This window comes from Klebsiella sp. Shm-1 (assembly GCF_040804525.1).
GTDB classification, from domain to species: domain Bacteria; phylum Pseudomonadota; class Gammaproteobacteria; order Enterobacterales; family Enterobacteriaceae; genus Klebsiella; species Klebsiella pneumoniae.
The window spans coordinates 101,805-126,149 of record NZ_CP161824.1 but is presented as its reverse complement, the minus strand read 5'-3'; the positions used below and the strand labels follow the sequence as shown (position 1 = coordinate 126,149).

Genomic DNA, 24,345 nt, shown 5'->3' with positions numbered 1-24,345 from the left:
ACAGGGTAACATATTTTCAGGTTTCCTGGCTGCCTTCACAATTATTCCGAAGCAGGGAGCAATGTCAGCCGTTTTTAAATATCATCCGGAGTTTTCATGAATAATAAAAGAACGATTACCACTCGAGAGCAGATTAAAATTAATGGGGAAATTCGTGAGAGAACAGCAACCCATATTGTTACCGGTGCTCATGGGTACGAAACCCTTTGCATAAGTGGTTATATTGTCGAACATAACGAGATGGGTGAGGTTATCCATAACAGCGAAAAGTTAGCGGAAGATTTGTTACCTGTTACCTGCCCCACATGCAGGGTCATTTGGTATCACACCCATGAATTTACACTCGATGATTTTGATAGTCTTTCAGGAAAAGGGGATTTTGTTGTGACAGATTTGAAAGAACTGAATATCTGAAAAGTTCATAAGTGACCAGCGCTCAGAAACATGTTGCTGAGTGCTGGCGTTTCTCTCAGTAAAATCTATATGTCGTCCAGATGATTACGCATAAAGCTTACCATGGCTTTTTCACTGGCAAGATATCCACGGATATAACGGAAGACCATCTTTGGATCAGACCAGTTCCCCATCTCGGTAATCTTTTCCAGGGAGTACCCGGCCTTAAACAGCTCTATGGCTCCCCCCACACGCACACTGTGTCCTGTCCATGTCCGGTACCGCCCGGACTGTCGGTTACTGTCGCCGACCTTCCCGGCAATCCCCCAGAGGCGTGCAAATGCCTGGTTCAGTGAATTAGAGGACAGCATACCAACATCTTCCCGTGATACCTTTGATTCATTCTGTAGCTGCGTCAGTAACCCCTCACTGAATCCTGCTTTGACCAGCATCCTGTCTATGGATTTTCCCCGGGATAGCTTACTGCTGGTGGACGGGAAATATCGGTTTGTATGGATGTTTACAGGCTGAAAAAGAAAACGGTGCCCGAAGGTTTCGGTATCGGTGTATTCCACCGTCTCAATCAACCGTCTGACATGCTGACTGCATTGTGGTGAGAGCTGAAATGTCAGGTTACTTGAAAGGCTTGTCTTGGTCCGCATGACGTCCAGAAGGTAACAGGACGTGTCATTTTGCCATTTCAGGTCGCCGGTTTTAATCCTTCGAATTTCCACGTTACGCAGCAGGGTTTCAAACCCAACCCATATCATTGCAAGGTCCCGTATGTCTCTCAGGTCATCGCTTTTATGCAGCGACCGGCGAAGAATATTGAGATCGGATATAAGAAATGGAAGGGCCTGACCGGTGACGATTTTTTTCTCATTCTCCCGCGCCCGCCATACCTGAACCAGTGCTTTTATCAGAACGTTGCGGAAGTCTGGAAAACCCAGGCTGCTGTTAACGCTTGAAAGGCATGCAATAAAATGAGAGATAGTCGCCATTTTAACGGATCCATTCAGCCCATTAATATAGCGCTCGACATCAACCGCTGTGACCGGGAAGGGGGTCAGACCGTGCCTGGCGCACCATGCAGACCAGACACTCGTGACCCTTAACTGACTTCTGGCCGTATTGTACCGGCGAAACCGCAAGAGCTTGAGTGCATCCAGAGCGCTCATGTCATCGGTTCGTGAGATAGCAACCAGTTTGGTTTTATCTGTCATGGGAAGATCTCATGTCTTTTCACTGATACTGTTTTTATAACCAGTATAGTAACATTGTTTTTTTTCAAATCCAGGCAGAACGTGAATTAATCAAATGGCTTCTCTTGCCTGTGCGTGGAACTTCGTTTACTGTTTTCGAAAATAGCCAGTGTTTTTGAACATGCCCCGGAGCGTCGTTGTTGAAAAGCCCAAATGCGCACAGTAGCCTGAGAGAAACCTATCTCCTGAAGTTCAGAAAGTGCAGTACGACTGAAACCCTTGACCGAGTGTTTGAGCGTATCCTGGATAAATTAAATGATGAAGGTGGGGATATAAATAAGATAACCAGCCTGAACGGATCTTATGATCACCGCAGGGCTGAGATCTACATGAAAAAAAACTATGACAAAATACCTGCTTCCGTGTGGCATCTCATCCCCGATGAGATATGAATAATGTAATTAGAAGCTGTTATTCCAGGTTTGATAAAAACGGATGATGTAGAATTCCTTTACTCATTTTTAACGAGGAATATACATGCGACGTAATGCACAAAAATGGATCCCGTTTGGATTTGATACGGATTCAAATAAAATTGTTGATATCGCCAGCGTTGAAAATGGGCTTTCGTGTAACTGTATCTGCCTCATCTGTGGGACCTCCCTGATTGCCAGGCAGGGTCAAAATAAAAAATGGCATTTTAGCCACAGCACAGAAGTAAAAGGGGTTTGTAGTGAGCTCACACTACAACATATAAAAAAATACATAAAGGTGAAAATACAGGAAAAAAAATACCTTGCTCTCCCTCATCTTCTGCAGGGTAAGGAGAAAGGGATAGTTAACCTCAAAAATCTCGCTGGTGGTGGGATTGTTTGTGGCCTTAATGCTGACCTCACAGGGATATGTAACGATACGACAATCGGGATATTTATTAATGATACGTCGGAGGATATCCAGCCCAATCCAGACCTGTTAGCGCAAACAGACCAGCTGGCGCTGGTGGAGATCGATGCCGTTCGGATTGAAAGTATCATCGCTCCATATCGTGAGAATGGGGAAGGCATAAAGATGATGGATGCGATAGAAAAGTTACTTTTCGTTTCTGAGGAAGCGAAAAAATGGATCTACCATCCTATGATGAAGAAGGTTAAACACCATACTTTACACCAGTACCGGCGTGAGCTGTCTACCAGTGGAAATCAGATCCTTGCTTTAATTCCTCATGAACTTCCGATAAGCATGAACGCCCTCCCATCCTCCCCGGCACAGCAGTGGCATCACCTTCGAGCCACGATTAACCTTCTTTGTCGCCTGAGCCGTTCTGATATCCCTCAAGGCAGTATTGCCTTTGAAGAACTGGTTTATTATATCCCCCGGCTTCTGGAAGCATCTGAATCTATCAATGTTGCCGCCTACGAACGATGGTATGACTTCTATATACGGAAAAAAGGAGAGGGTGTACTGAATGAGGCTGAATGAATCGCCACGGGTTTAACAGACACCTCAGAGTCATTTAAGATGGCTTAAAGAGAGGTGCCCATGAGCGGTAAGCGTTATCCCGAAGAGTTTAAAATTGAAGCAGTCAAACAGGTTGTTGATCGCGGTTATTCTGTTGCCAGCGTTGCAACACGTCTCGATATCACCACCCACAGCCTTTACGCCTGGATAAAGAAGTACGGTCCGGATTCTTCCACTAATAAAGAACAGTCAGATGCTCAGGCCGAGATCCGCCGTCTCCAGAAAGAGCTGAAGCGGGTTACCGACGAACGGGACATATTAAAAAAAGCCGCGGCGTACTTCGCAAAGCTGTCCGACTGAGGTACGCCTTTATCCGTGACAACACCTGTTGCTGGCCTGTTCGCCTGCTCTGTCGGGTGCTGGATGTTCATCCCAGTGGTTTTTACGCCTGGCTTCAGCAGCCGCATTCACAACGCCATCAGGCAGACCTAAGACTGACAGGACAGATTAAACAGTTCTGGCTGGAATCGGGATGCGTCTATGGTTATCGCAAAATCCATCTGGATCTGCGGGACAGCGGGCAACAGTGCGGAGTGAACAGAGTCTGGCGACTGATGAAACGTGTCGGGATAAAGGCTCAGGTTGGATACCGGAGCCCGCGGGCACGTAAAGGCGAAGCCAGTATCGTGTCGCCCAACAGGCTCCAGCGACAGTTCAATCCGGATGCTCCGGATGAGCGTTGGGTAACGGACATAACCTACATCAGGACCCACGAAGGCTGGCTGTATCTTGCCGTGGTTGTTGATCTGTTCTCACGCAAAATTATCGGCTGGTCCATGCAATCCCGGATGACAAAGGACATTGTCCTGAACGCACTGCTGATGGCTGTATGGCGGCGTAATCCCCAAAAACAGGTGCTGGTTCATTCGGATCAGGGCAGTCAATACACAAGCCATGAGTGGCAGTCGTTCCTGAAATCACACGGCCTGGAGGGCAGCATGAGCCGTCGCGGTAACTGCCATGATAATGCGGTTGCAGAAAGCTTTTTCCAGTTGTTGAAACGCGAACGGATAAAGAAAAAGCTCTACGGAACGCGGGAAGAAGCCCGCAGCGATATTTTTGATTACATCGAAATGTTTTATAACAGTAAGCGTCGGCATGGTTCTAGCGATCAGATGTCACCGACAGAATATGAAAACCAGTATTATCAACGGCTCGGAAGTGTCTAGATTATCCGTGGCGATTCAGAAATTGAATTTTTGTCTTTTATAGTGAAAATCATTAACTGGAACTTGTCCATACATAACCTTCCCACCTTCGATAGCAAGCAGGCCTTTCGGGATTGGTTTTTGCTAAATGATCCTAACAAGTCGCTATAGATCAATCTGTTTCTGCCCCGGGTTAAACCTGGCCTCCTGTACCGCTGGATGTGTGCTGTTTGGTTAAGATTCTTTTGATGCCAGCCGGGCGTATATCACGCTGCAGCAGGGCACGGCGATTTTAATGTCGACTGTAGTCGCTGGTAGTGTCAAAGCTGGCGTGTTAACGGGGTCGGTAGAGGGGAATCATTCTCAACGCTGGCGGGTAAACGGATCCGCTACCGGTGCTCATCCTCAACGCTGGCGGACAAACAGGGCCGCTGCCGGTGCTCATCCTCAACGCTGGCGGGTAAACGTGACCGCTGACGGTAGCTATCCTCAACGCTGGCGGGTAAGCGTGGCCGCTGACGGTGGCTATCCTCAACGCTGGCGGGTAAACGTGGCCGCTGCCGGTGCTCATCCTCAACGCTGGCGGGCAAACGGGGGCGCTGACGGTGCTTATCCTCAACGCTGGCGGGTAAGCGGGGCTGCTGACGGTGCTCATCCTCAACGCTGGCGGGTAAGCGGGGCCGCTGCAGGTGCTCATCCTCAACGCTGGCGGGCAAACGTGACCGCTGACGGATAAACGGGACCGCCGCGGTGCTTATCCTCAACGCTGGCGGGCAAACGGGGCCGCTGACGGTGGCTACCCTCAACGCTGGCGGGTAAGAGGGGCCGCTGCCGGTGCTCATCCTCAACGCTGGCGGGTAAACGTGGCCGCTGACGGTGGCTATCCTCAACGCTGGCGGGTAAACGTGGCCGCTGACGGTGGCTATCCTCAACGCTGGCGGGTAAGCGTGGCCGCTGACGGTAGCTATCCTCAACGCTGGCGGGTAAGCGTGGCCGCTGACGGTGGCTATCCTCAACGCTGGCGGGTAAACGTGGCCGCTGCCGGTGCTCATCCTCAACGCTGGCGGGCAAACGGGGCCGCTGACGGTGGCTATCCTCAACGCTGGCGGGTAAACGTGGCCGCTGCCGGTGCTCATCCTCAACGCTGGCGGGTAAACGTGGCCGCTGACGGTGGCTATCCTCAACGCTGGCGGGTAAACGGGACCGCTGCCGGTAGTCATCCTCAACGCTGGCGGGTAAGCGTGGCCGCTGTCGGTGGTCACCGTCAACGCTGGCGGGTAAACAGGGGCGATACCAGTGACCATCCTCAACGCTGACGGGTAAGCGTGGTCGCTGCTGGTGGTCATCCTCAACGCTGGCGGGTAAACAGGGTGCTGCTGGTGTAAAGCCTCATCCCTGGAGGGTAATTACCTGGTGCGGTTTGCTGCGTTAGCTAAAAACCCGAACTCTTGAAACTACACTCTGGAGTCAGTGTGTAATGTAAATGACTGATTTTACCTAAATAACTCAGGTAACTTTTTTGTTTCGACTAAGAATGACCAGTACATAATCCCCACGATTTTTTTCTATCGTGTATTTTAAAAAACCAGCTTCATCCAGTTGCTCTAACGCTTTTTTTATCGTCGCATTCTGAGCACCTTTGTGTGAAGTCAGCTGCAACCGTTCTCTTAAGCGGTCGAATCCAATGCGATAAAAATGGTCAGGTAATTCAACTAGATAAAGATACAGTGCCTGGGCTGATTCTTTTCGCGACAGGGTCTTCAATATTTTTAAGTAAAGTCGGGTCTTCCCGTCGACACGATACAGAGTATTCAAATCCGGATTTGGCCTGATAATGACCTCATCGGTTCCCTCATCATAGTAAGAAGTAGACACCAGGCTCATGTCGATCTTTACTTTTTTCCCTTCTACTGTTGAGTTTTTGATGAACTGGAAATGGGTGTGCTGGATCCGTGTCAGTGAGTCGCTAAAACGTTTCCTTAACCTTGAATCAACTCGTTTTGTAGCAAGCCCACAACTGAAAGCAAAATCGATAAAATTGACCCTAACAGTCCCATCAGGCTCAAGAAACGTGTTGGCGAGTGTGTCCACGATCCCTAGCCAGACTTTGAAATCCGTATCCATATCAAGCCTGGGCCCAAAAATACTAATCTTTTCGTACCCCTCTCCAGCGATAGAAGAAAGACGACACAACTCAGTCGTTGCATCGATGACATGACCTCGTGCCATAGGGTCGCTGCCATCCTTGACTGTCGGAACAAAGACCCCCAATCGCAGTAGCGATTTAGGTTGAATACTCTGTTTTGAGTTAGGAACCAAATGTATAACTTCACCAGAACTTTTATCTTGCTCAGTGATAATTAGCGCTAACTGATTGTTATCATTGGCCATTTTATAAAATCCCAGATGTGGATATTTTTACCAGATTACCCGCTGGCGTTGATAAAATCTACCCTCTGGCGATGATAATTGCCCCGTTAGCGTTGATGGTATACCCTCTGGCGATGATGGTTCACCCGCCAGCAATGATAGAATACCCGCCAGCGTTGACAGAGATGGCCTGAGAGCCCCGTAGTTCAAGGCCTCACTAAAACGTTATTCTTTTATTAGTCTTTTTTGTCCTTTTCTTAGCTTTAGTTAAGCTTCTGTTATTATTCTAAGCTGTGGATAAACACCATCATCAATAGTCAACAATCCGGGCAAGACAGAATCACCAGACAGCAAGGGAGAAACTTACCAGAAGTCGGTCAGACACTGTTTGAAACCGACCGAAGCACCGCCTGAAACCAACCCATTCTTTCTCCATACGACGCTGCAACTGTTTCAGTTCGATCGTTGTTCACTCCTCTGCCCGGCATGCAGTATGCAGTGACAAACAGAATTCGTCTGGCCCGACAATAAATTCACCAGCACGCTGTTGGCTGACATTATCATGCTGCCATTTGCCGAAACTGAATCACCCGATCGTCAAGGTTCTCGACTGAGCAGATAATTCAGAGGAGGGGAGACAGGTATCGTTTGACACTCTTCAGGCAGGCACAATTTTCCGGAATGCCCGGATTAATATGTGGTAATTATGATTTTCGGGCATCAAATGTAACGACAGAGTTACCTGACTGACAGGTATTCACCTGACGGCCAAAGGCATCAACAATAACCGCAACCGTCGTCTCCGACACAGTCAAAACAGACGGAAAGGTGAGGACTGACGTCCTTCCATACCGTGTCTACTGGATGCTCTGCCATGATCCGGGAACGGGTCAGTATTGGATGCACCAGAGTCGATACCAGGAATGTCTACTGCAGGCGACAACGATCTAAATTTTACATCGAGCGTTATTCTGGCTGCGTTGTGTCTACTGTATGCGATACCCTCTGCTTCGTGATTAAAACTCAAACAATATTATCAGGACATACCGCAGTTCCTGTCTTTTGTGTCGACTACAGTAGACCAGCGGGAAAAGAGGGGGGAGGGGTAACCTGTATACCAGAACGCAAAAGCGATAATTCAAAAGAGACAGCCACCTGCACTGAATCAGATCGGTTTCCTGGTTTTTGTTTAACCTGATACTTAATGCTAATGTATGCGTACATTAGCTTTGGCTGAGGACAAGATTCGTGAGAGCTGAAACGAAAGAAGCTATGCGGATGTTTTTGGGAGGACGTTGCTACACGGCTAAACAACTCGAGAAGGACTATCTCTCTGAAGTGGCAGGTTACAGCGACGACCGCTGGGAAGCGCCGCAAAGAGCTGCCCGGCTGGCGGCAGCGGTAAAACGCTACAAAACCTCTGAGATGCTGCGTTTTATTTTTGCCACCATCGCGTATGATCCCGACCCGGATCTGACCCCGCTTGCCGTGAAGCGGCTGTGCCAGGCCTTGTTCGGCAGAACCGGTAGCCAGTGGCTTATTGTGGAAATTTTCGGGGTGAAGGGACGGCAGCACCGCAGCGTTGACAGTACGCCGGAGGCCGTTGAAAAAATGGCAACCAGATATCGTCATGCAGCAGAGCTGCACTGGGCAGCAACTCTGGCGGAAATTGAACGGGTAAAGCGCAACTATCAGACCCTGGTTAAGGCATCCAGGAAGGGAGAAGGGTAAATAACATAAATTTAATGCTAATGTACGCATACATTAGCATTACGCTAAAGTGGCTATACCACCAGTTTTTGTATCCAGATGGCTTACTGACATGTTTCCCTGCACGGTTATTCAGGTCTGAATGCGACAGGGGCCTACTTCACAGAAGGGGATTGAGAACTGGAATGCGCTGGTCTGTTTTGCACCAGCGCTACGGGGTTTTTATACCACACACAGGTTTCAGCTGGTGGGCATCACGGCAGCTACCTGAGCTTACTGTAGTGTTTTTGCCCAGCCCGATACTGTTTTATTGCAGCCTGTTGGCAGGCTACAGAGTCAGTCGGGGCGATGTCTGGATTTTCTTTCAGTGCGTCAATTGTGGCCTGCACCATGCCCTTGTCCAAACCCCATGTGGGGGAGGAGGGATTATTGGCTTCTAAAGGGACTTTCAGTTCCAGTACATCTCGTTTAGCACACGTTTTATTTGCCTGGTAAGTAAGGTCTGGGTCTGCAAGGATTTTAGCGGATACACCAAAACTCGCCAAAACCAGACACAGGGTGATACTTGTCGTTCGCATGTTTTATCCTTATTAATCGTCACTGATAATCAGAGTGGTCTGGGATGCTTCTTTCTCCACGCTATCCACATTCTGTGTTCAGTCCTGATGTTTCCTTCAGAAGTTACTTTATTGTGCTTCGTGGTCGGAGGAGAGGCTAAAACGCTTTCAAGCGTTTCACCAGCATCGAATCGCGCGTACAGCTTGTAATCGGCGGCATTCGTGTTTGTCGGCTCACATTTGCCATGGCTCATTTTTATCATCCTTTGCGATAAGAACTTAACTCTGCCAGGTACCAGCTGCTGGCGCCATAAACGAATTTTTACTCACGGTGGTAAATCACCTCAGGCATCGTCATCCCGGAGTTCCAGGTTTTAATACGTAGTGAAGGTCTTGCTCAATACTCGCCGGACGGAATTATTCATCATCACCGGCAGGGGCTGCAGTGCTGGTATGCACTTTATAGCAGTCCACCCGGCGGGACAATTCATGAAAGCTGGTGGGATCGGACTATCACACTCAAAACGTAAGACAACATGCCTTATAGCCCTGCAAAGCCTTTGCCCCGGAGCGCCACGCTCTGCGTGGGTCGCGACTGTGCACATTTTCGGCATATTCTTTTTTTCTTTTTTTTTATTTTTTCTCTTTTTTTCGTCCGCGCGGCGGGGGCCGGGTCGGGCACGTTGAAGGTCAGGACCCTCAAGGGTATGTTGTCTTACGCAGGCTCTTTTGCTGCCTGGAACGCTTGCCGGCGATCAGAATCAGGAGAATAGCCATCGCCAGTTTTCCCAAATATATCGCATACAGTAGACATCAATTCAGGGTAAGGTGCCGGTACTGGCCGGACTATTCCCCCTGGAGCTGCTGGTCGTTACGGCCATGACCTGATACCTTGGATATTGACGACATTCCGGGGAAGAGCAGGTATGGGCAAAGTCCATGAGATTCTTATTGATCTCCGAACGTTTGCTGTAGACAGCGACTGGAAAAGACGGGAAGAAGAGCGATGCTATCAGCTGCGATGCCAGAAATTTTATGCATGGTCAGAAAAATGGATCACCGTCGACCAACTTAAGAACTCCCGTCTGTGGATAGACGCCCCCATACGCCGCTGGCCTGGCGTGCCACTGCAGCAGGGCAAATATAAGGTATTATCTGTTGAAGCCGTCAGGATGGCGGACACAGGCCCGGACTTACAGACGTGGCGACAGGCACGTATCGATAAAAAACGAACCATCCATAAATTTTTTGAGATCCCATTTCTCTGAGTGTGAATACCCGGCTTGTTCTCACGCTTATCACCGAAAGTGGCGAACTGGCCTGAGGGGCGAGCGCTTTAACAGAATTAACACCTACTATGTTATGGAGAAAATAAATGAGCATCGAAGCGAAGCAGTTTCTTACCGGCAGCGGCAGAGGAGTGCTGACAGATGATGGAAGACAGGGAATGGGAGCGGTTGCTGGTGTAGGTTCGTCAACCGAGAGAATGCAGGGTATCGTAGCTGCAGCGGTGTTTGAAAACTGCGGCCAACTGGACAACCAGCAGCTTGATGAAATTATCAGCTGGATACAACTTTATAAGTCCTGAAAGATGCATGATGATACAACGCGGCTCGTGTTTCTGATCGACGAAAGTGTGCCAGATTTGTATAGCGTTTCTATATACAAAGGCTATAATCGTGTATAAATCTGCTACACATGAGGTATCTATGAAACCAGACGTTCGTGAAGCTCCGATTAATATCCGGGCCAAAACATCACAGCGTGACCTGATCGACATGGCCGCAAGCCTGGTCTCAAAATCACGGACTGATTTTATGCTTGAGGTTGCCTGCAGGGAGGCACAGGACATTCTGCTTGATCAACGCCTGTTCCTCCTCAATGACAATCAGTTTGAGGCGTTTATTGAAGAGCTTGACGCCCCAATAACACCGGAGCGCCAGGCGCGAATCGATAACCTGATGAACCGCAAATCACCATGGGAATGAGAGCGCCTGAATCCCTGATGTCTGAACATAACATCGCTGAGTTCTGCTGCCAGGAGCCTGCCCTTAATGAGTGGTTAAAGAAGAAGGCTCTCAGAAACCACAGTACCGGCATTTCCCGTGTCTATGTCGTCTGCGCAGAAAACACTAACCGGGTCATCGGTTATTATTGTTTATCTTCGGGTAGCGTCCACCGTAACACAGTGCCTGGGGCCTATAGACGCAACGCGCCTGATGTCATTCCAGTCATTGTTTTGGGACGGCTTGCCATCGACCAGGCCTGGGCCGGAAATGGGCTTGGTGCCGCACTTCTTAAGGATGCTATATACCGTACGCAAAACATAGCCTTTCAGGTCGGGGTGAGAGCACTGGCCGTGCATGCGCTGAATGAAGAAGTTAAATGTTTTTACACCCGTTTTGGCTTTGAGCCTTCCATAGTCAACACGCTGACATTGTTATTCCCGATAAAAGTCTGAATGGTTTTCTGTGGTGAGTATGTACGTGAACGGCCAACAGTCTCTTACGATCGGACGTTTCTGGTGCGACTCGGAGTCCACGGTGTGCTGTTGAGAAGTGAATCGTTGAAGTTATCTATGCATTTTCCTCTACACTGCATGGAGTGGGACATTATCAACGTTAAAGAAGAGATGGGCTTAGTGTCAGGCGAGCCCCTGTCACTCTTGATCTGATTAACGTAGCCGTTCTATTTCTTTTTCCCAATATCGAATTTCGTTCTGCAATAGCTGGTATCTGTGGTTAAACTCACTGGATTCACTATTTCCATCGACTTTTTTGTAAAAACGTAGTTTCGTGTCCGAATCTAGTACATCCCACATCATGGAAAATTTCGCGCACTCCACCTGTAATTTACGTCTCTCAGCGAATCGCAGCTCTGATCTCTTTGTCGCATGCAGGTATTCGAACGTTAAACCGAATACCGCCAAAAACGTCGTAATTACGACAGTTACGGGGGCGTTCAGCTTGAAATAGTAGATGCTAACTGCATCAAGAATAATCGCTAGTGCTGTGTACATAAGCGAAATGAGTAATGCATTAGACAATCTTCCCATGGGTTGACGCTTAACCTTTAAGTGAGCCAGATATTGATAGGGGAGTATACACCCACTCTTGTGTTTACCATCCAACTAAACTTTGTAAGACGTGAACGACATAGCACGCTAAAAGACGTTCATTGAAGAATCTGGAGGTTGCAAATCGCAACCAGGGACATTAACCCTGCTCATTGACAACACTAGCCAGTACAGCAATACTTCCAGGCGGATTAACTAGCGGCCCTCGTTTTATTCAAGGATAATGCTGATTTGAGGGGATGTTAACTCTGAAGTAACCAGCACCCGTTTTAGACCATTTAAAATGCTTATTTCAGCCATTCTCCAGGTACCGAGCGCTTGAACCTTTTCCCTCGGTATCCACAAGGATACCGACTATGGTAGGTAGGCAGAAAAATAGATCTGATACATTTATCTTAAGACATTATTGAGGGGGCAACATGGGTATAGGAAGTTGGTTTGGTTTGAATAAAAATGAGTTTGTGATTGGTGGCGTCAAAACAAAATTGCCTGAGACAGATGATCAGACAATGGATTTGGCGGCACAACTGGCCCGACAGTTGGGAAGTAAGCTCCCCACCGAGCAAGATGTTTACTGGTTTGTCATTGAATTTTACGATCGCGCGTCTGCGTTTAATCATTCGGCTCGTGGGGTGTTGGGTAATCTTCCTTTCCGTCTGTTTGAGATGGAGTATGAAGGTCGTAGGTCAGAAAACTCATATGTGGGCAGGAAGAACCCTGGCGTCACATACCTTCTTGAAGATGTAGCCCCCTCATTCAGAAAAGCAATAGCTCATCTTGGAACTGGCCCAGAGCAGGTCATCGTTGCTATTGTCTATCTTGTTTTTTGTACAGCACATGCTGAGATGATTAAGAATTTGCGAGTCAAATATGCAGTCCACTATCACAACAACTGTATATCGAGCGGGAGTTTCAACAACGCAGAAAAATGGGGGGAAGTGATCGACAGCCTGGAATGATACCATTGTATCCAACACACTTTTCTTTGCAGCAAGGCTTTGTCTCATTAAAATCAACGATTTTTTGACGATTTTCAATGAAAAACAATCATTAAGAGAACGGAATGAAAAGAAAACTCGCGATAGTTGTTGTTTTACTTGCCTGCAAATTCCAGTCAGTGTTCGCGGCTGAACATTTAACAAAAGCAGTTGCAAGTTGTGAAGGAGGTTACACAACAACGATCCTCGATACCGGAGGAGATGAAAATACCATTCAGTATTTTGTGGTAAAGGACGGTGTTCCTGTCGCTCAGGGGATGGGCCTGTCGGCGCAACACAACCGGACAGTTCGAGGTCTTCAGGTTACAAATATTAGTATACCTCCTATAAGGGCGATTAATACGACAGAAAACAATCGTAATGTTATGATTTATACATATATAATTGAATATCCGGTAACAGAAACCCAAAAAAAATATATGAGCAAACAGTATCGCTCCTTGTTAATTATAACGTAACGAGTCTGGGTAAAGATGAGAAGCTTTATAATTGTACACAAAGCATTTCTAAGTCACCCTGAAGATATAGACAGAAATAACAACTAAAAGGATAGTGTTAATGACCAATGATCTAGAAAAATTCATTAAAAACGCAATAAATATTAATAATATTGACACTCCTGTCTATAGGATATTTAGTTACGAACGTTTTATCGAACTAATTACTACAAATCAACTGGTATTGGTTCAACCTTCTATGTGGGATGATCCATATGAAAACTTCTTTCTTAAAACTGAAGTGGTTTCTGATGATGGCGAATTCGGGTCTTTGGAAAGCCTTTGTAATTCGTGGTATGGTCAGTGCTGGACTGAAAACGAAGACACTGATGCAATGTGGAGAATATACAGCCCAGAAAAACGGGGTGTTAGAGTAAAAACAACCATTCGAAAACTATTCTTGACCTTATATGACACTTCTGACACAAATTGCAGTCTAAAATATTTTATTGGAAAGGTTAATTATAAAGATAAAGAAGAGATAATTGAATTCATGAATTCAACCACATTTTCTGAATTCATCCTCGGCGGGCAAAACACCCAGTTCGCGGAGGTATTATGTACAAAAAGAACTGCCTTTTCCCATGAAAATGAAATCAGACTGATTGTCGATGATATAGGTCATAAACATGGGAGGGGGGGGCTATATAAAATAAACATAACTCCTGAGGAGCTTTTTGAGGAAATCTGCCTTGACCCACGTTTATCAAGTTCAGATTTTTTAAATCTTCGGGCGGAAATTCAGGGCATGGGTGTCACCACAAATATAATACAATCAGATCTTTATAAATTGGATCTTCCACGCCTAAAAATGTGATAACAATATATTAACAGGATGATAACATGGCAAGCAAACTTAATGAAGGAAAAATCATGCAGGCTCTCAACTGGGCCTACGATAAAGCACTGGATGGAACCATTCCGGGAACAAACTCTTCTTATGAGATGGCTGAAAACTACCTGAAGGGTGAAGGGGACCTAACAAAAAAGGTCAATTCCCTCATTAGATGGCAAAATACAAAATCTGCCACTACCGGATTTGTGTCCGGACTTGGAGGTATTATTACTCTACCTGTATCAATTCCAGCAAGTATCGCGACAGTGATGTATGTCCAGATTAGTATGATAACAACAATTGCCATCATGGGTGGTTATGACGTAAAGGACGATCGTGTAAAAGCACTTGTTTATTCTTGCCTGGCTGGTAATGCTGCAAAAGACATTCTTAAGGGCACAGGGATTGTCATTGGTTCAAAACTATCCACACAGTTAATTAAGAACATTTCAAGAGAAACAATAACAGCTATCAATAAGCGTGTAGGTTTCAGACTCCTCACTAAGTTTGGTGAAAAAGGTGCTATTAACTTAGGTAAAATGATCCCACTTGTAGGCGGAGTTATTGGTGGAACTTTTGATGGGGTTTCAACCAATATTGTAGGTAACATAGCAAGAAAGACCTTCATTGAAGGTAATATTATTAACGATATCTAATGACAAGACTGAACATGAGGCTTACTTAATTTGAAGAAACAGTAAAGCCGCAATGTTTTATCCGTGAAATTTATGGCCCACCAAAAGGTGGGCTTATATTAACGTTATGATATCAATTGTCGAGAATATATCTAATTATTCAAAAGCTGAACCACCACCAATCGCCCACCATCCTCTGAAGAAAGGATGAACTGGGTGTTGTCCTCCAGCAGCAACTTTTCACCAATGCCGACCTTTTTCCGATCGGGAAGTAATATGAGCCCGCTAAGCCCCTCGTTAACCAGCCACCACTGGTCATTATGGAAGACGAAATATCCAACCCTTTTCTTCTGCTCATCGGTGGTTCGTTCGTTAGGAGCAATCAGTCGGTTGACGTGCCATGCATATAATGACTGACCGCTCCACACCATAAGCCGGTGATCATCTGGCCTGAAAGTTCCAGCCTTTCTCGACGAATACAGATTCAGGATGGGGAGTTTGCCTTTGTAGGGTGTACCGCAGTAGGGACAAACGGGTTTCGTCTTGCCATTGAAAACGTACCATTTCTGGTCACAATCCTTGTTCTGGCATGGCTGGATGAGATCGACGGTTTTTACCAGGGCGCTCTCCCATTCATCGGCTGTCGGGCGCTTCGACGGATCATGCAACCCGTCAATAAAAGCCCGGTCGAAGAGAGGTTTCAGGTAGGGCCCCATAATGGTGTACGGGATTTTCTGAGGATCTGCCCACGGGAGCGAAAACGATGAGACCTGATTAACTTTTACTGCATTGCTTCTGTCAGTCGGGTGTTCGATAAAAAGTGCCCGCTCTCCCATGGAAAGCGCCTCATCCCTGACCTCATCATCGATATCGTGAATTTTTCCTCCCCGTAACGGGTGCCGGAAAAGAAGGTACATGGGCTTTGTTGAATAAATCGAACTTTTGCTGAGTTGAAGGATCAGATCACGCATCCTCCCGACAACTCAGACCATTCCGTGGCAAAGCAAAAGTTCAGAATCACCAACTGGTCCACTTACAACAAAGCTCTCATCAACCGTGGCTCCCTCACTTTCTGGCTGGATGATGAGGCGATTCAGGCCTGGTATGAGTCGGCAACGCCTTCATCACGAGGAAGGCCCCAGCGCTATTCTGATCTCGCCATCACCACCGTTCTGGTGATTAAACGCGTATTCCGGCTGACCCTGCGGGCTGCGCAGGGTTTTATTGATTCCATTTTTGCCCTGATGAACGTTCCGTTGCGCTGCCCGGATTACACCAGTGTCAGTAAGCGGGCAAAGTCGGTTAATGTCAGTTTCAAAACGTCCACCCGGGGTGAAATCGCACACCTGGTGATTGATTCCACCGGGCTGAAGGTCTTTGGTGAAGGCGAATGGAAAGTCAGAAAGCACGGCAAAGAGCGCCGTCGTATCTGGCGAAAGTTGCATCTTGCTGTTGACAGCAACACACATGAAGTTGTCTGTGCAGACCTGTCGCTGAATAACGTCACGGACTCAGAAGCCTTCCCGGGCCTTATCCGGCAGACTCACAGAAAAATCAGGGCAGCCGCGGCAGACGGGGCTTACGATACACGGCTTTGTCACGATGAAATGCGCCGCAAAAAAATCAGCGCGCTTATTCCTCCCCGAAAAGGAGCAGGTTACTGGCCCGGTGAGTACGCAGACCGCAACCGTGCCGTTGCTAATCAGCGGCTGAGCGGAAGCAATGCACGGTGGAAATGGACAACGGAATATAACCGTCGCTCGATAGCGGAAACGGCAATGTACAGAATGAAGCAGTTGTTGGGAGATTCACTGACGCTGCGTGACTACGATGGTCAGGTAGCGGAAGCTATGGCCATGGTGCGTGCGTTGAACAGGATGACAAAGGCTGGGATGCCAGAAAGCGTGCGTATTGCCTGAAAATCCAGCCAGCTACAGGGTCGTTCGCACGAAATCTTATTTATTCAACAAAGCCGCTCGATGCACCAGTCGAGGATGAGCCCGCCATTAATAAACTACTGGCAAGGAAACCTCAGTGGGACGTATAACCGCGCCCGAGCCGTTATCCAGCGCTCATCAGCTGGCTGAGTTCGTCAGTGGAGAGACAGTCCTCGATGAATGGCTAAAACAGAGAGGTTTAAAAAATCAAGCTCTTGGCGCTGCCCGAACGTTCGTTGTTTGCAAGAAGGGTACGAAGCAAGTAGCTGGTTTTTACTCTTTGGCCACCGGTAGCGTTAACCATACGGAAGCGACAGGCAGTCTTCGGCGTAACATGCCAGATCCTATACCGGTGATTATACTCGCTCGCCTGGCGGTAGATGTCTCATTGCGCGGAAAAGGGCTTGGCGCTGATTTACTTCATGATGCAGTACTTCGTTGCTATCGGGTTGCCGAGAATATAGGTGTACGTGCAATCATGGTTCATGCGCTCACAGAAGAAGCCAAAAATTTCTACATTCACCATGGTTTCAAACCATCACAAACTCAGCCGCGGACACTGTTCCTCAGACTCCCTCAGTAATGCGAAAGGACCTTTTGTTCGGAACTTTATGAGCAATAATTAAATAGTGCGCATGCGGTTAGTTCAATAGACATACTTCATGTGAGAAGATGGTGAACGAGTTATTGGCTAGACAAGAATGCACGTGCAGTAGGAATGCTGTGGAATGGATAATACAGCTGCGAAATTGATTATTTAGCATTATAGGGAACAAAAAAGAGCCCATGTATTAAATGGACTCTTTCTCTGATGCCTCGGTTAATCTGTCCAACTTTTTGGGGTCAGTACACCACGAGGCCCACTGAATGTCTAGTCAACACCAGTATGGCCTCTTACCGCGCAATTTGCAAGGAGAAGAAAGCCATGAAGCTACCGCGAAACGCCCTGGTCTGGTGCGTATTAATCGTGTGTTTAACGCTCTTGATATTCACATGCCTGACCCGGAACCGCTTATGCGAAGTCCGGCTAAAGGACGGGAACAGGGAGGTCGCGGCAAGCCTGGCTTACGAATCCAACGGTAAGTAGCAACCTGGAGGCGGGGGAGACCCCGCCTTTTCAGGGCTGTGTTGATCCGACATGCCTGAAGCGCCTTTATGAAGGGGTTGCCGTTCGCCGGTAGCCCCTTTTTCCTGACTACATGAAATAAAAAAAGCCCGCACGACGACGGGCAAAAAAACACATTCATCTTTCTACACATGGATTCAATGAATCGCAAATCAATCTAGCACACTTCACTCCATGTGACACCCTGTCATCAGTCTGAAAAACAGGACGGAGACACAGCCTTTATCCTGACGTCTGCTCAACGGATGAGGGGGGCATCAATATATTAAATTACTGGCTAATTAAATCCATGAAACACAATCAGGAAAATCATTAATCCTTATTTTCCTGTCGGATTTTATACACCGGTATGCTGCATGTTAACTCATAAAAACTCTGGATGATTCTGAATGCTGTAAATGATTAAGGCGTTTATAACCGGTTTGGTATGCATTTCCCGTAAGCTGGAAATAGCGCCCGATGATAATAAGGGGTTGATGGTCGTTATTTTATTGGTATCCTGGTGTGCATGAATGAAATATTCGCTTATACCTTGCCAATATTTTTTTAAACAGGGGGTTCACGAATGAAAACTCAAAACACTCCAGTTGCTCACAGCGACATTCTTTTTACCCATATCGTGAATACGCTGGTGGACCTTGCTAAACATGAAGGCACTCTAATGACGTTTGAAGGCCTTCTGCGGAACGGTATCGAGGTAGATGAAGAGATGATGGATAGCATGCTGGGGGTGAGTCAGGACTCAGCTGCTCAGTGCGTGGTTCAGCTAGGGGATTGTGGTGCCATAACGAGCCCTGCGGTATATGAAATGGTTAAACACGTTGAGCAACTGGCCATGCGTTTAGCCCCAGACTGGTGGAAGCAAATCGTGCCATGGTCGGTTCAGCCGCTGCGTTATTACCAGAAAGAGGCTATGGCAAAACGCGAACGATTTATTGTCCGTCACAGGGAACGGCAGTGCCCCTTCCTCGTATACGTAACTGGTCAGGTAGAGTATCCGGAAGATGACCCGATGTATGGCAAGTACGTTACAGAAGGTACGTACCTGGTAGGTAAAGCGAAAACCATACATGATGCCCTTGAGTGCGCAAAAGAAGCTTTTACGCGGGGTGAATGGATTGTCCAGGATGAAGAATGGCGGGATGAGTTCATTGACCACCTGACAGGACGTGACCAGGGGCCGGTGAGTTTTTCCGAAAGGACTATAGAGATCCGCGATAGGGGTGACAGGCTGGTGTTAACAGGCAATGCCCGCACACTGGAGTGGCACCGCCATGTAACCAGCCCTGATGAGATCGAAAAGATAAAAGCACAGCAAAAAGACCTCTATCAGAAAGCAAGCTATGAGAGTGGCTGGGACAACTACGAGACTGCACGACAGCTGCGGCGGCAAGCTGAACAGTTATCTCTCGGTTTTGTTGAAGAATGCTGGCGTAACCATCCGGAAGTAATTCAGGCGGTAGAGAAGTTCGAGTATCCGGTGTTTATAGATGAGGAGATGGCTCTTTTTAATGCAAATCAGGATGCTGGTATTGACTGATGGTCAGCTGGTGGCCGACGCGAACATTATGAACCGGAATCGCCCGGAACAGGTGTTGCTGACCGGTTGGCTGTCTATGGCCATCACTTTAGCCCATTTCTCCTGAATGCAAATTCTCCGGTACTGTGGCACCGGCTGAGCCAAACGAAACGGACAATCAGGAAAATATGCTGCTCGTTAGTTGTGGCCGATCAAGCTACTGCTGGGTCAAAAACTCTGTGGCATATTCAACGGAGTCGAGAGAAGCACATCCCGACATGCCAAAAAAACGGCGATCGTTGACACCGGTGATCCTGAAAGGGACAAGGGTTCCTGTATAGCCTATCTGGACGTTCCTTTCTTCTATCACTATGTCCCGACGCTCCAGCTGCGGCTTAGAGAAAACGCGCTCTCTGTTCACGAGTATGTCCTGAATGACGGCATCGGTTGCCTGACCAGCTGTAACCGTGGGACAGGCCTTGATATCAGCTCTGAGCGCTGCTTTCGACTCAAAATAATACAGCGCGATAAGTCCGCACAGCAGCAACACAATGCCCGCCATACCAAGACCAACACCTTTCAGAAATCTGGACATACTACATCACCGATAGGATATGGATGAGAACAAGAAAGAAGCCAGAAATTTGCCATAAACATACTGTGTAATCCAGTCCAGAAAATGACTCAAAATGCCTGGAAAAGATTGAATGTTGGATTAAAGGATAAAGAAAAAAATCCCGGAATGGCAAAATCCAACAGTTAAGGGGATAGGGCACTACATGGCTACTGTAAAATGTTGTCTTAAACCCAAAAATAAGAGATTCGAGCATGAAGATAAATATAAAGGATGCCCCATCCAGGTCAGAAACCATAATCCGCAATATTGCTTACGCTGTAAGAGCAACGGCGATAATGACGGAATATTATCTGCGCTCATTCCCGGTCGTGTTTTTTTATGTGCTGGTGGGATTTGCATTAGCATTTGATTCCACGGGTGTCCCTTTGGCTACCCTGCTGCAACAAGGAATGTTAACTAACATTCTGACCTGTTCGGTTATGGGTAACCTCCTCTGGCTGGGGGTTAACCTGGCATTAAGAGGCGATTCCGTTTTCAAAAACCTGTGAGTGGCTGATTAACGCTCTCTGGGCCAAAAGTTACTTTCAGAATGACTCGTCAAGAAATGGAATAAACCATGCGCAGCAAAATCAGCAAAACCTCGATCTCACTAATCTGTTTGATGCTGGTGGCCTCCTCTGCGGAAGCCGGATATAAATCCAGTTCCTATCGGTCCTCCTACAAATCGTCCTTCCGCCCCTCGTCCATTACCAGGTCGTACACCTCTTCAACCAGAGTCCAGGCGAGCCGCACGGTTAATGATACCCCAGCACCAGCTGGCACCAGGCCGCTGACCACCAGACAGAAAGCGATGATTGCAGGTCCTGGAGCCGCATTAACGGTCGGGGCTGTTTCCGCGTCATCAGGAAATAAACCGTCCGAGAGCACCTCCGGGAAGGTGAGGAACCAGGCTGATGGGTATGCTGTTGTCAGTAGTCGTTCTCAGACCAAGGGAGATAACGAAGGCGCTGCTGCAGGCACTACGCCAAAGAAATCAGTGAGCGGGTCGGAGCTGGTGGCTAAGAAAGGGACTATATCTGCATCAAGTCCATCCTCCGTTAAATCGTCGTCAATCGCGCCAGCTCAGCGCATCCCAGGGACCTCCGGCCGGGATTATAGTAACCTGCGTCAGGCGGCTCCGGATAACGTACGCACTGTCATTCGTGAACGTGAGCGAAGTGGGACAGACTGGACAACTCTTGCACTTATGTACTGGATGATGAGCAGCAACAACAGCCATGCATCCTCGCTTACATCCAGCAACAAAGAGTGGATTCAGCAACAGATTGATGAGCAGGAAAGTAACGGTGCAAGCCGGGGAGCTGCGATCAATGAGCTGAAAGCGGCCGGGGTAGATACTTCATCGATGACGGTTGCAGATAACAGCCAACACGCGTCGACTGTCTCCTTCTCCTACGATATGCCGACAGAATTAAAGGCGGGTCAGGTCTGGACGTTCGTTGTTAATGCCACATGGAATGATAAAAAACAGGCTCCGTCATGCGAGTTGCAAGGCGCGAAATTTATGGCAGACAAAGACAAGTTATACGGCATGTGGAAAGCACCTGAAACTGTCGGGCAGAAAACGCAAATGAAGTGTAAAGCGTTTGGTGTGGAAGAAATTAAAAAGCTGGTGTCTTCCTGACAGTACCATCATTGCCAGCTGCTGGAGGGGATCCGTGCGGTTCCCTTTATCGCTCATCGAAAAGTAAGAAAAGACGGTAAATCCACATGAGTTATATGCCATACGAAACCTATGTAAATGAAAATACGATGAAGGCTTATTGTGTTGTGACGATTACTAATGATCGTGAATACGAGGAAGCTATTAGGATTCTTAACTCTATTTCTTTAGAAAAGGAAAGGTTGTGTAAAACAGTACATGAGGACTTTAGTCAGATTTTAAATTATTTCGCCGCACAAATTGAAGTGCTTATGATTGCTTATGAAAAAGATAATCCCTGTGTGAGCAGGAATATTGAGCGGAAAAAAGAGCGATATAAACTAGGTGTTGTGTTTGTTTCATCGTTTTTGCTAGGGATAGCATTCATGGTTCATTACTTTGTAAGTCCGCAGGAATTAGGCTTCCTGGAGCTGATATCCTCCCTTGCATTGTTAGTGACAAGTGCATCTGCTTTTCAGGATTATCGGGCTCTCCTATCCAGATCTAAACGATAATTTTTACTTAGCAACGCACAGACCGGGAAAAGTAACTTTTGGGATGCCCCGGTACGACGATTTCCTTAAACAGGAGCCGCAAATGTATAGCCGTTTCATGAACGATCCACTTGATGAGGAATACCTGCTTTCCCCTGGTATTGTGGGTTCCTATGCTGATGGTGAAATCCCGGCAGAAGGGATTGAGGTAAGGGAGGCGGTAATACGATTCAAAGTCACAGGCGATCAGATGTTGTCCATGAATCTGTTCCACAGGCTGTTTCATTACCAGCGTTACAGGGAGGTTAGGGCATCATTCAACAAAAGCAGGTTAGCGCTGGTGGACATGGTTAATCGTTCCCAATTCCACAAAGCAGCAATGCGGCGTATCTACAGTGATTTGCCGGAGCAAAGCATTGCCCGCAGGGTTCTGCTTGATTTTATTGGATAGCTTTCGCTGACCGTGAGGAAGTACTGGCTCAGTAACGATATGTTTAATGAACAGGCATTCAGATAAATGGAGATGATTATGAAAATAGTATCATTTGTAAAATTAGATAGATTCAATGAAAAATTAAACGACGGTAAAGCCGTTATCCTCGCTGGTTCCTGTAAAGACGTGAAACCTCTGAACATAGCGAGAAACATCATCGTAAGGTCAACGCCGCTCAATGAGCAAATGGCAGGCCGGTCTGATGAAGAAAAAATAAGATTGCACTTGCTGTATACAGCAACAGTAATTTCAGATTCGTATTGAATTGATTTAAGAGAAAGTAACTTTAATTGTCACCGACCATGCCTCATTCTCGCCGTAGTGATGCTGTTATGCTAAAAAAACCTGCAGTTAGTGGATGGAAGCATCAACATCAGCATACAGTGCTCTTGATAGACCGGGCTCGATCGTAAGCGCGTTAATGTATATCTGACAGGACGTCGCTGTTCATTCCAGGCCCTCCCGGAGACGGCGACTCCCCCTGATATCCCGGTCGGCATTCAGCACAAAAGGTACTTTTCATCAACGGACCTCACCGAGGCAATTCATCAATGCGCCACATAATTTCTCGTTGTTTATGAATACCCGATCATCTGAATCCTGTTGCTAAAGACCCACCAAAAGCACTGGTAACAAAAACTCGCACTAAACATAGTTCCAGACCCGAATACAATTCCGATATAAGTCACTTTTTTTGGGGCGCGGGAAAGTCGCTTTGTTGCATGTTTGAAAAGGGGGCTTTGAGGAGGCTTTCGAATATTTATAATGGGAGCAAGTTCGAACTGCTGGTGGATATGACATGACATTTCTCAAATCTCTGGACTCGCCGCCGTTCATCGCAACATATCGTTGGGCGGGGTCATTCGATGGACGGTATATGCCACAGGCATATTCGCTTTTGCTGGAACTGAATCAACACACTTATCTGCCGGTGGTTAATGCCGAGTTTGATATCTGTGTCATCAGCTGCGGCAAAGAGTGGTGGTGCTTCAGGCTGGTGGATGTGAAATCTGATGAACGTCAGGAAGGAATGGTAGCCCGGACGGCATACCGGTTAAACCAGTCAATGGGGATCGCTGAGCAGATGGTTAACATGATCCGCGCCTGGCAGTCCGTTCCGTACCTTAATCCTCCTGCATCTGACTACTTTAGCTAAACAGGGCCAGCTGGTGGCCCTGTGCATATAGAACGGTGGAAAATGGATGTGAGCTATTCACGGTACTGCTTGTGGATGACCTGTGAGCGCTTACGCGAAAATAACTTTTTCAGCACACGGAAGAATAGTGTGGTAGTCAGTAGCGTAAAATAGGTCACCCTGTGCGGTACAGATATTGGTTGTCGATGTTTCAGTTTCAGTGAATAGACGTGACCCAGGTCGGTCAACAGCGTCTGCGGCGGCATTGCTTTACGCAGGTCATTTTCGAACCAGCTAACCTCCTCAACACTATACACGGGCTCAGCATCGTATGCGGTGAACTTGTTCCCGAGGTCATCACAATTACGGCACAACCACTCCGGTGCTGGGTCTGCCATAAACTTACTGGAGCCCGTCAGTAAC

At 47.3% G+C, this 24,345-nt stretch carries 28 protein-coding genes and 3 pseudogenes; 25 read left to right on the top strand and 6 right to left on the bottom strand.

The window, feature by feature from the left end:
* The first annotated feature begins 96 nt into the window (after window positions 1–96).
* Window positions 97–414 (top strand): hypothetical protein, encoded by a 318-nt coding sequence (locus AB1E37_RS26090; protein WP_004026552.1) that lies wholly within the window; start codon window positions 97–99, stop codon window positions 412–414.
* 65 nt (window positions 415–479) lie between these two features.
* Here the strand turns inward: AB1E37_RS26090 and AB1E37_RS26085 are convergent, their stop codons facing one another.
* A complete protein-coding gene (locus AB1E37_RS26085) occupies window positions 480–1,616 on the bottom strand; it encodes a tyrosine-type recombinase/integrase (RefSeq protein ID WP_014386529.1) in 1,137 nt (378 codons plus the stop codon).
* A gap of 176 nt (window positions 1,617–1,792) precedes the next feature.
* Between AB1E37_RS26085 and AB1E37_RS26080 the strand changes: the two genes are divergently transcribed.
* From AB1E37_RS26080 to AB1E37_RS26070, 3 genes are all read left to right on the top strand, one after another.
* Entirely contained in the window at window positions 1,793–2,047 is a 255-nt protein-coding gene (locus AB1E37_RS26080) for an Hha/YmoA family nucleoid-associated regulatory protein (protein WP_065809477.1), read from the top strand.
* An 85-nt stretch (window positions 2,048–2,132) separates the two neighbouring features.
* Window positions 2,133–3,074 (top strand): hypothetical protein, encoded by a 942-nt coding sequence (locus AB1E37_RS26075; RefSeq protein WP_367777110.1) that lies wholly within the window; start codon window positions 2,133–2,135, stop codon window positions 3,072–3,074.
* 60 nt (window positions 3,075–3,134) lie between these two features.
* Window positions 3,135–4,282, top strand: a protein-coding gene (locus tag AB1E37_RS26070) for an IS3 family transposase (protein WP_088476848.1) whose coding sequence is annotated in 2 segments (ribosomal slippage) — window positions 3,135–3,372 and window positions 3,372–4,282 — 1,149 coding nt in all. Because the reading frame shifts where the segments join, the coding sequence is not laid out codon by codon here.
* Window positions 4,283–4,650: 368 nt separating this feature from the next.
* Here AB1E37_RS26070 and AB1E37_RS26065 read toward each other — a convergent pair.
* Together AB1E37_RS26065 and AB1E37_RS26060 are read right to left on the bottom strand one after the other, a co-directional pair.
* Window positions 4,651–5,607 (bottom strand): hypothetical protein, encoded by a 957-nt coding sequence (locus tag AB1E37_RS26065; protein WP_180297167.1) that lies wholly within the window; start codon window positions 5,605–5,607, stop codon window positions 4,651–4,653.
* Between the two features lie 160 nt (window positions 5,608–5,767).
* Window positions 5,768–6,652 carry a RepB family plasmid replication initiator protein gene (locus AB1E37_RS26060; RefSeq protein ID WP_004186900.1) on the bottom strand — a complete coding sequence of 295 codons (885 nt, stop codon included), beginning with the start codon at window positions 6,650–6,652 and terminating at the stop codon, window positions 5,768–5,770.
* A gap of 1,227 nt (window positions 6,653–7,879) precedes the next feature.
* On the opposite strand from AB1E37_RS26060, the gene AB1E37_RS26055 reads away from it, so the two are divergent.
* The gene (locus AB1E37_RS26055; protein ID WP_227508891.1) at window positions 7,880–8,362 is read left to right on the top strand and encodes a hypothetical protein; all 483 of its coding nucleotides are present in this window, start codon (window positions 7,880–7,882) and stop codon (window positions 8,360–8,362) included.
* 242 nt (window positions 8,363–8,604) lie between these two features.
* Here the strand turns inward: AB1E37_RS26055 and AB1E37_RS26050 are convergent, their stop codons facing one another.
* Window positions 8,605–8,919: a hypothetical protein gene (locus tag AB1E37_RS26050; RefSeq protein ID WP_040210113.1), complete on the bottom strand. Its 315-nt coding sequence runs from the start codon at window positions 8,917–8,919 to the stop codon at window positions 8,605–8,607.
* A gap of 905 nt (window positions 8,920–9,824) precedes the next feature.
* Between AB1E37_RS26050 and AB1E37_RS26045 the strand changes: the two genes are divergently transcribed.
* From AB1E37_RS26045 to AB1E37_RS26010, 8 genes are all read left to right on the top strand, one after another.
* Window positions 9,825–10,166 carry a hypothetical protein gene (locus AB1E37_RS26045; protein WP_032437747.1) on the top strand — a complete coding sequence of 114 codons (342 nt, stop codon included), beginning with the start codon at window positions 9,825–9,827 and terminating at the stop codon, window positions 10,164–10,166.
* 107 nt (window positions 10,167–10,273) lie between these two features.
* Window positions 10,274–10,486: a hypothetical protein gene (locus tag AB1E37_RS26040; RefSeq protein ID WP_016946198.1), complete on the top strand. Its 213-nt coding sequence runs from the start codon at window positions 10,274–10,276 to the stop codon at window positions 10,484–10,486.
* A 121-nt stretch (window positions 10,487–10,607) separates the two neighbouring features.
* Complete coding sequence (locus tag AB1E37_RS26035; protein ID WP_004902250.1) at window positions 10,608–10,886, top strand: DUF1778 domain-containing protein; 279 nt, start codon at window positions 10,608–10,610, stop codon at window positions 10,884–10,886.
* On the top strand, window positions 10,877–11,359 hold the full coding sequence (locus AB1E37_RS26030; RefSeq protein WP_048333033.1) for a GNAT family N-acetyltransferase: 483 nt from the start codon (window positions 10,877–10,879) through the stop codon (window positions 11,357–11,359). Before AB1E37_RS26035 ends, AB1E37_RS26030 begins: the two co-directional genes overlap by 10 nt.
* A 1,034-nt stretch (window positions 11,360–12,393) precedes the next feature.
* Entirely contained in the window at window positions 12,394–12,933 is a 540-nt protein-coding gene (locus AB1E37_RS26025; RefSeq protein WP_004902239.1) for a hypothetical protein, read from the top strand.
* 104 nt (window positions 12,934–13,037) lie between these two features.
* Window positions 13,038–13,430, top strand: coding sequence for a hypothetical protein (locus AB1E37_RS26020; RefSeq protein WP_032442757.1), 393 nt, complete (start codon window positions 13,038–13,040; stop codon window positions 13,428–13,430).
* Window positions 13,431–13,530: 100 nt separating this feature from the next.
* Window positions 13,531–14,286 (top strand): DUF2971 domain-containing protein, encoded by a 756-nt coding sequence (locus tag AB1E37_RS26015; protein ID WP_004902235.1) that lies wholly within the window; start codon window positions 13,531–13,533, stop codon window positions 14,284–14,286.
* Between the two features lie 26 nt (window positions 14,287–14,312).
* Entirely contained in the window at window positions 14,313–14,960 is a 648-nt protein-coding gene (locus AB1E37_RS26010) for an EcsC family protein (RefSeq protein ID WP_014386537.1), read from the top strand.
* A gap of 131 nt (window positions 14,961–15,091) precedes the next feature.
* Here the strand turns inward: AB1E37_RS26010 and AB1E37_RS26005 are convergent.
* Window positions 15,092–15,856 (bottom strand): annotated as a pseudogene (locus tag AB1E37_RS26005) (kinase); the annotation flags it as partial.
* A 33-nt stretch (window positions 15,857–15,889) separates the two neighbouring features.
* On the opposite strand from AB1E37_RS26005, the gene AB1E37_RS26000 reads away from it, so the two are divergent.
* The 6 genes and pseudogenes from AB1E37_RS26000 to AB1E37_RS25975 all read left to right on the top strand — a co-directional run bounded on the left by AB1E37_RS26000 (window position 15,890) and on the right by AB1E37_RS25975 (window position 19,542).
* Window positions 15,890–16,858 carry an IS5 family transposase gene (locus AB1E37_RS26000; RefSeq protein ID WP_004225014.1) on the top strand — a complete coding sequence of 323 codons (969 nt, stop codon included), beginning with the start codon at window positions 15,890–15,892 and terminating at the stop codon, window positions 16,856–16,858.
* A gap of 56 nt (window positions 16,859–16,914) precedes the next feature.
* Window positions 16,915–16,986 (top strand): annotated as a pseudogene (locus tag AB1E37_RS25995) (hypothetical protein); the annotation flags it as partial.
* Entirely contained in the window at window positions 16,974–17,459 is a 486-nt protein-coding gene (locus AB1E37_RS25990; RefSeq protein WP_021312536.1) for a GNAT family N-acetyltransferase, read from the top strand. The pseudogene AB1E37_RS25995 and the gene AB1E37_RS25990, both read left to right, overlap by 13 nt.
* A gap of 284 nt (window positions 17,460–17,743) precedes the next feature.
* Window positions 17,744–17,893 (top strand): annotated as a pseudogene (locus tag AB1E37_RS25985) (DUF5431 family protein); the annotation flags it as partial.
* Entirely contained in the window at window positions 17,841–17,963 is a 123-nt protein-coding gene (locus AB1E37_RS25980; RefSeq protein WP_085842394.1) for a Hok/Gef family protein, read from the top strand. The pseudogene AB1E37_RS25985 and the gene AB1E37_RS25980, both read left to right, overlap by 53 nt.
* 604 nt (window positions 17,964–18,567) lie before the next feature.
* A complete protein-coding gene (locus tag AB1E37_RS25975; RefSeq protein WP_048291873.1) occupies window positions 18,568–19,542 on the top strand; it encodes a hypothetical protein in 975 nt (324 codons plus the stop codon).
* A 196-nt stretch (window positions 19,543–19,738) separates the two neighbouring features.
* Here the strand turns inward: AB1E37_RS25975 and AB1E37_RS25970 are convergent, their stop codons facing one another.
* Window positions 19,739–20,116, bottom strand: a complete 378-nt coding sequence (locus tag AB1E37_RS25970; protein WP_032719541.1) for a hypothetical protein — start codon at window positions 20,114–20,116, stop codon at window positions 19,739–19,741.
* Between the two features lie 233 nt (window positions 20,117–20,349).
* On the opposite strand from AB1E37_RS25970, the gene AB1E37_RS25965 reads away from it, so the two are divergent.
* From AB1E37_RS25965 to AB1E37_RS25940, 6 genes are all read left to right on the top strand, one after another.
* Complete coding sequence (locus AB1E37_RS25965) at window positions 20,350–20,646, top strand: hypothetical protein (protein ID WP_048291874.1); 297 nt, start codon at window positions 20,350–20,352, stop codon at window positions 20,644–20,646.
* Window positions 20,647–20,714: 68 nt separating this feature from the next.
* The gene (locus AB1E37_RS25960) at window positions 20,715–21,782 is read left to right on the top strand and encodes a hypothetical protein (protein WP_048291875.1); all 1,068 of its coding nucleotides are present in this window, start codon (window positions 20,715–20,717) and stop codon (window positions 21,780–21,782) included.
* A gap of 95 nt (window positions 21,783–21,877) precedes the next feature.
* Window positions 21,878–22,315, top strand: a complete 438-nt coding sequence (locus AB1E37_RS25955; RefSeq protein WP_126034224.1) for a hypothetical protein — start codon at window positions 21,878–21,880, stop codon at window positions 22,313–22,315.
* Window positions 22,316–22,397: 82 nt separating this feature from the next.
* A complete protein-coding gene (locus tag AB1E37_RS25950) occupies window positions 22,398–22,745 on the top strand; it encodes a hypothetical protein (RefSeq protein WP_065809522.1) in 348 nt (115 codons plus the stop codon).
* A 78-nt stretch (window positions 22,746–22,823) separates the two neighbouring features.
* Window positions 22,824–23,051, top strand: a complete 228-nt coding sequence (locus AB1E37_RS25945; protein WP_225545018.1) for a hypothetical protein — start codon at window positions 22,824–22,826, stop codon at window positions 23,049–23,051.
* A 613-nt stretch (window positions 23,052–23,664) separates the two neighbouring features.
* Entirely contained in the window at window positions 23,665–23,943 is a 279-nt protein-coding gene (locus AB1E37_RS25940; protein ID WP_065366041.1) for a hypothetical protein, read from the top strand.
* Window positions 23,944–24,345: the final 402 nt, after the last annotated feature.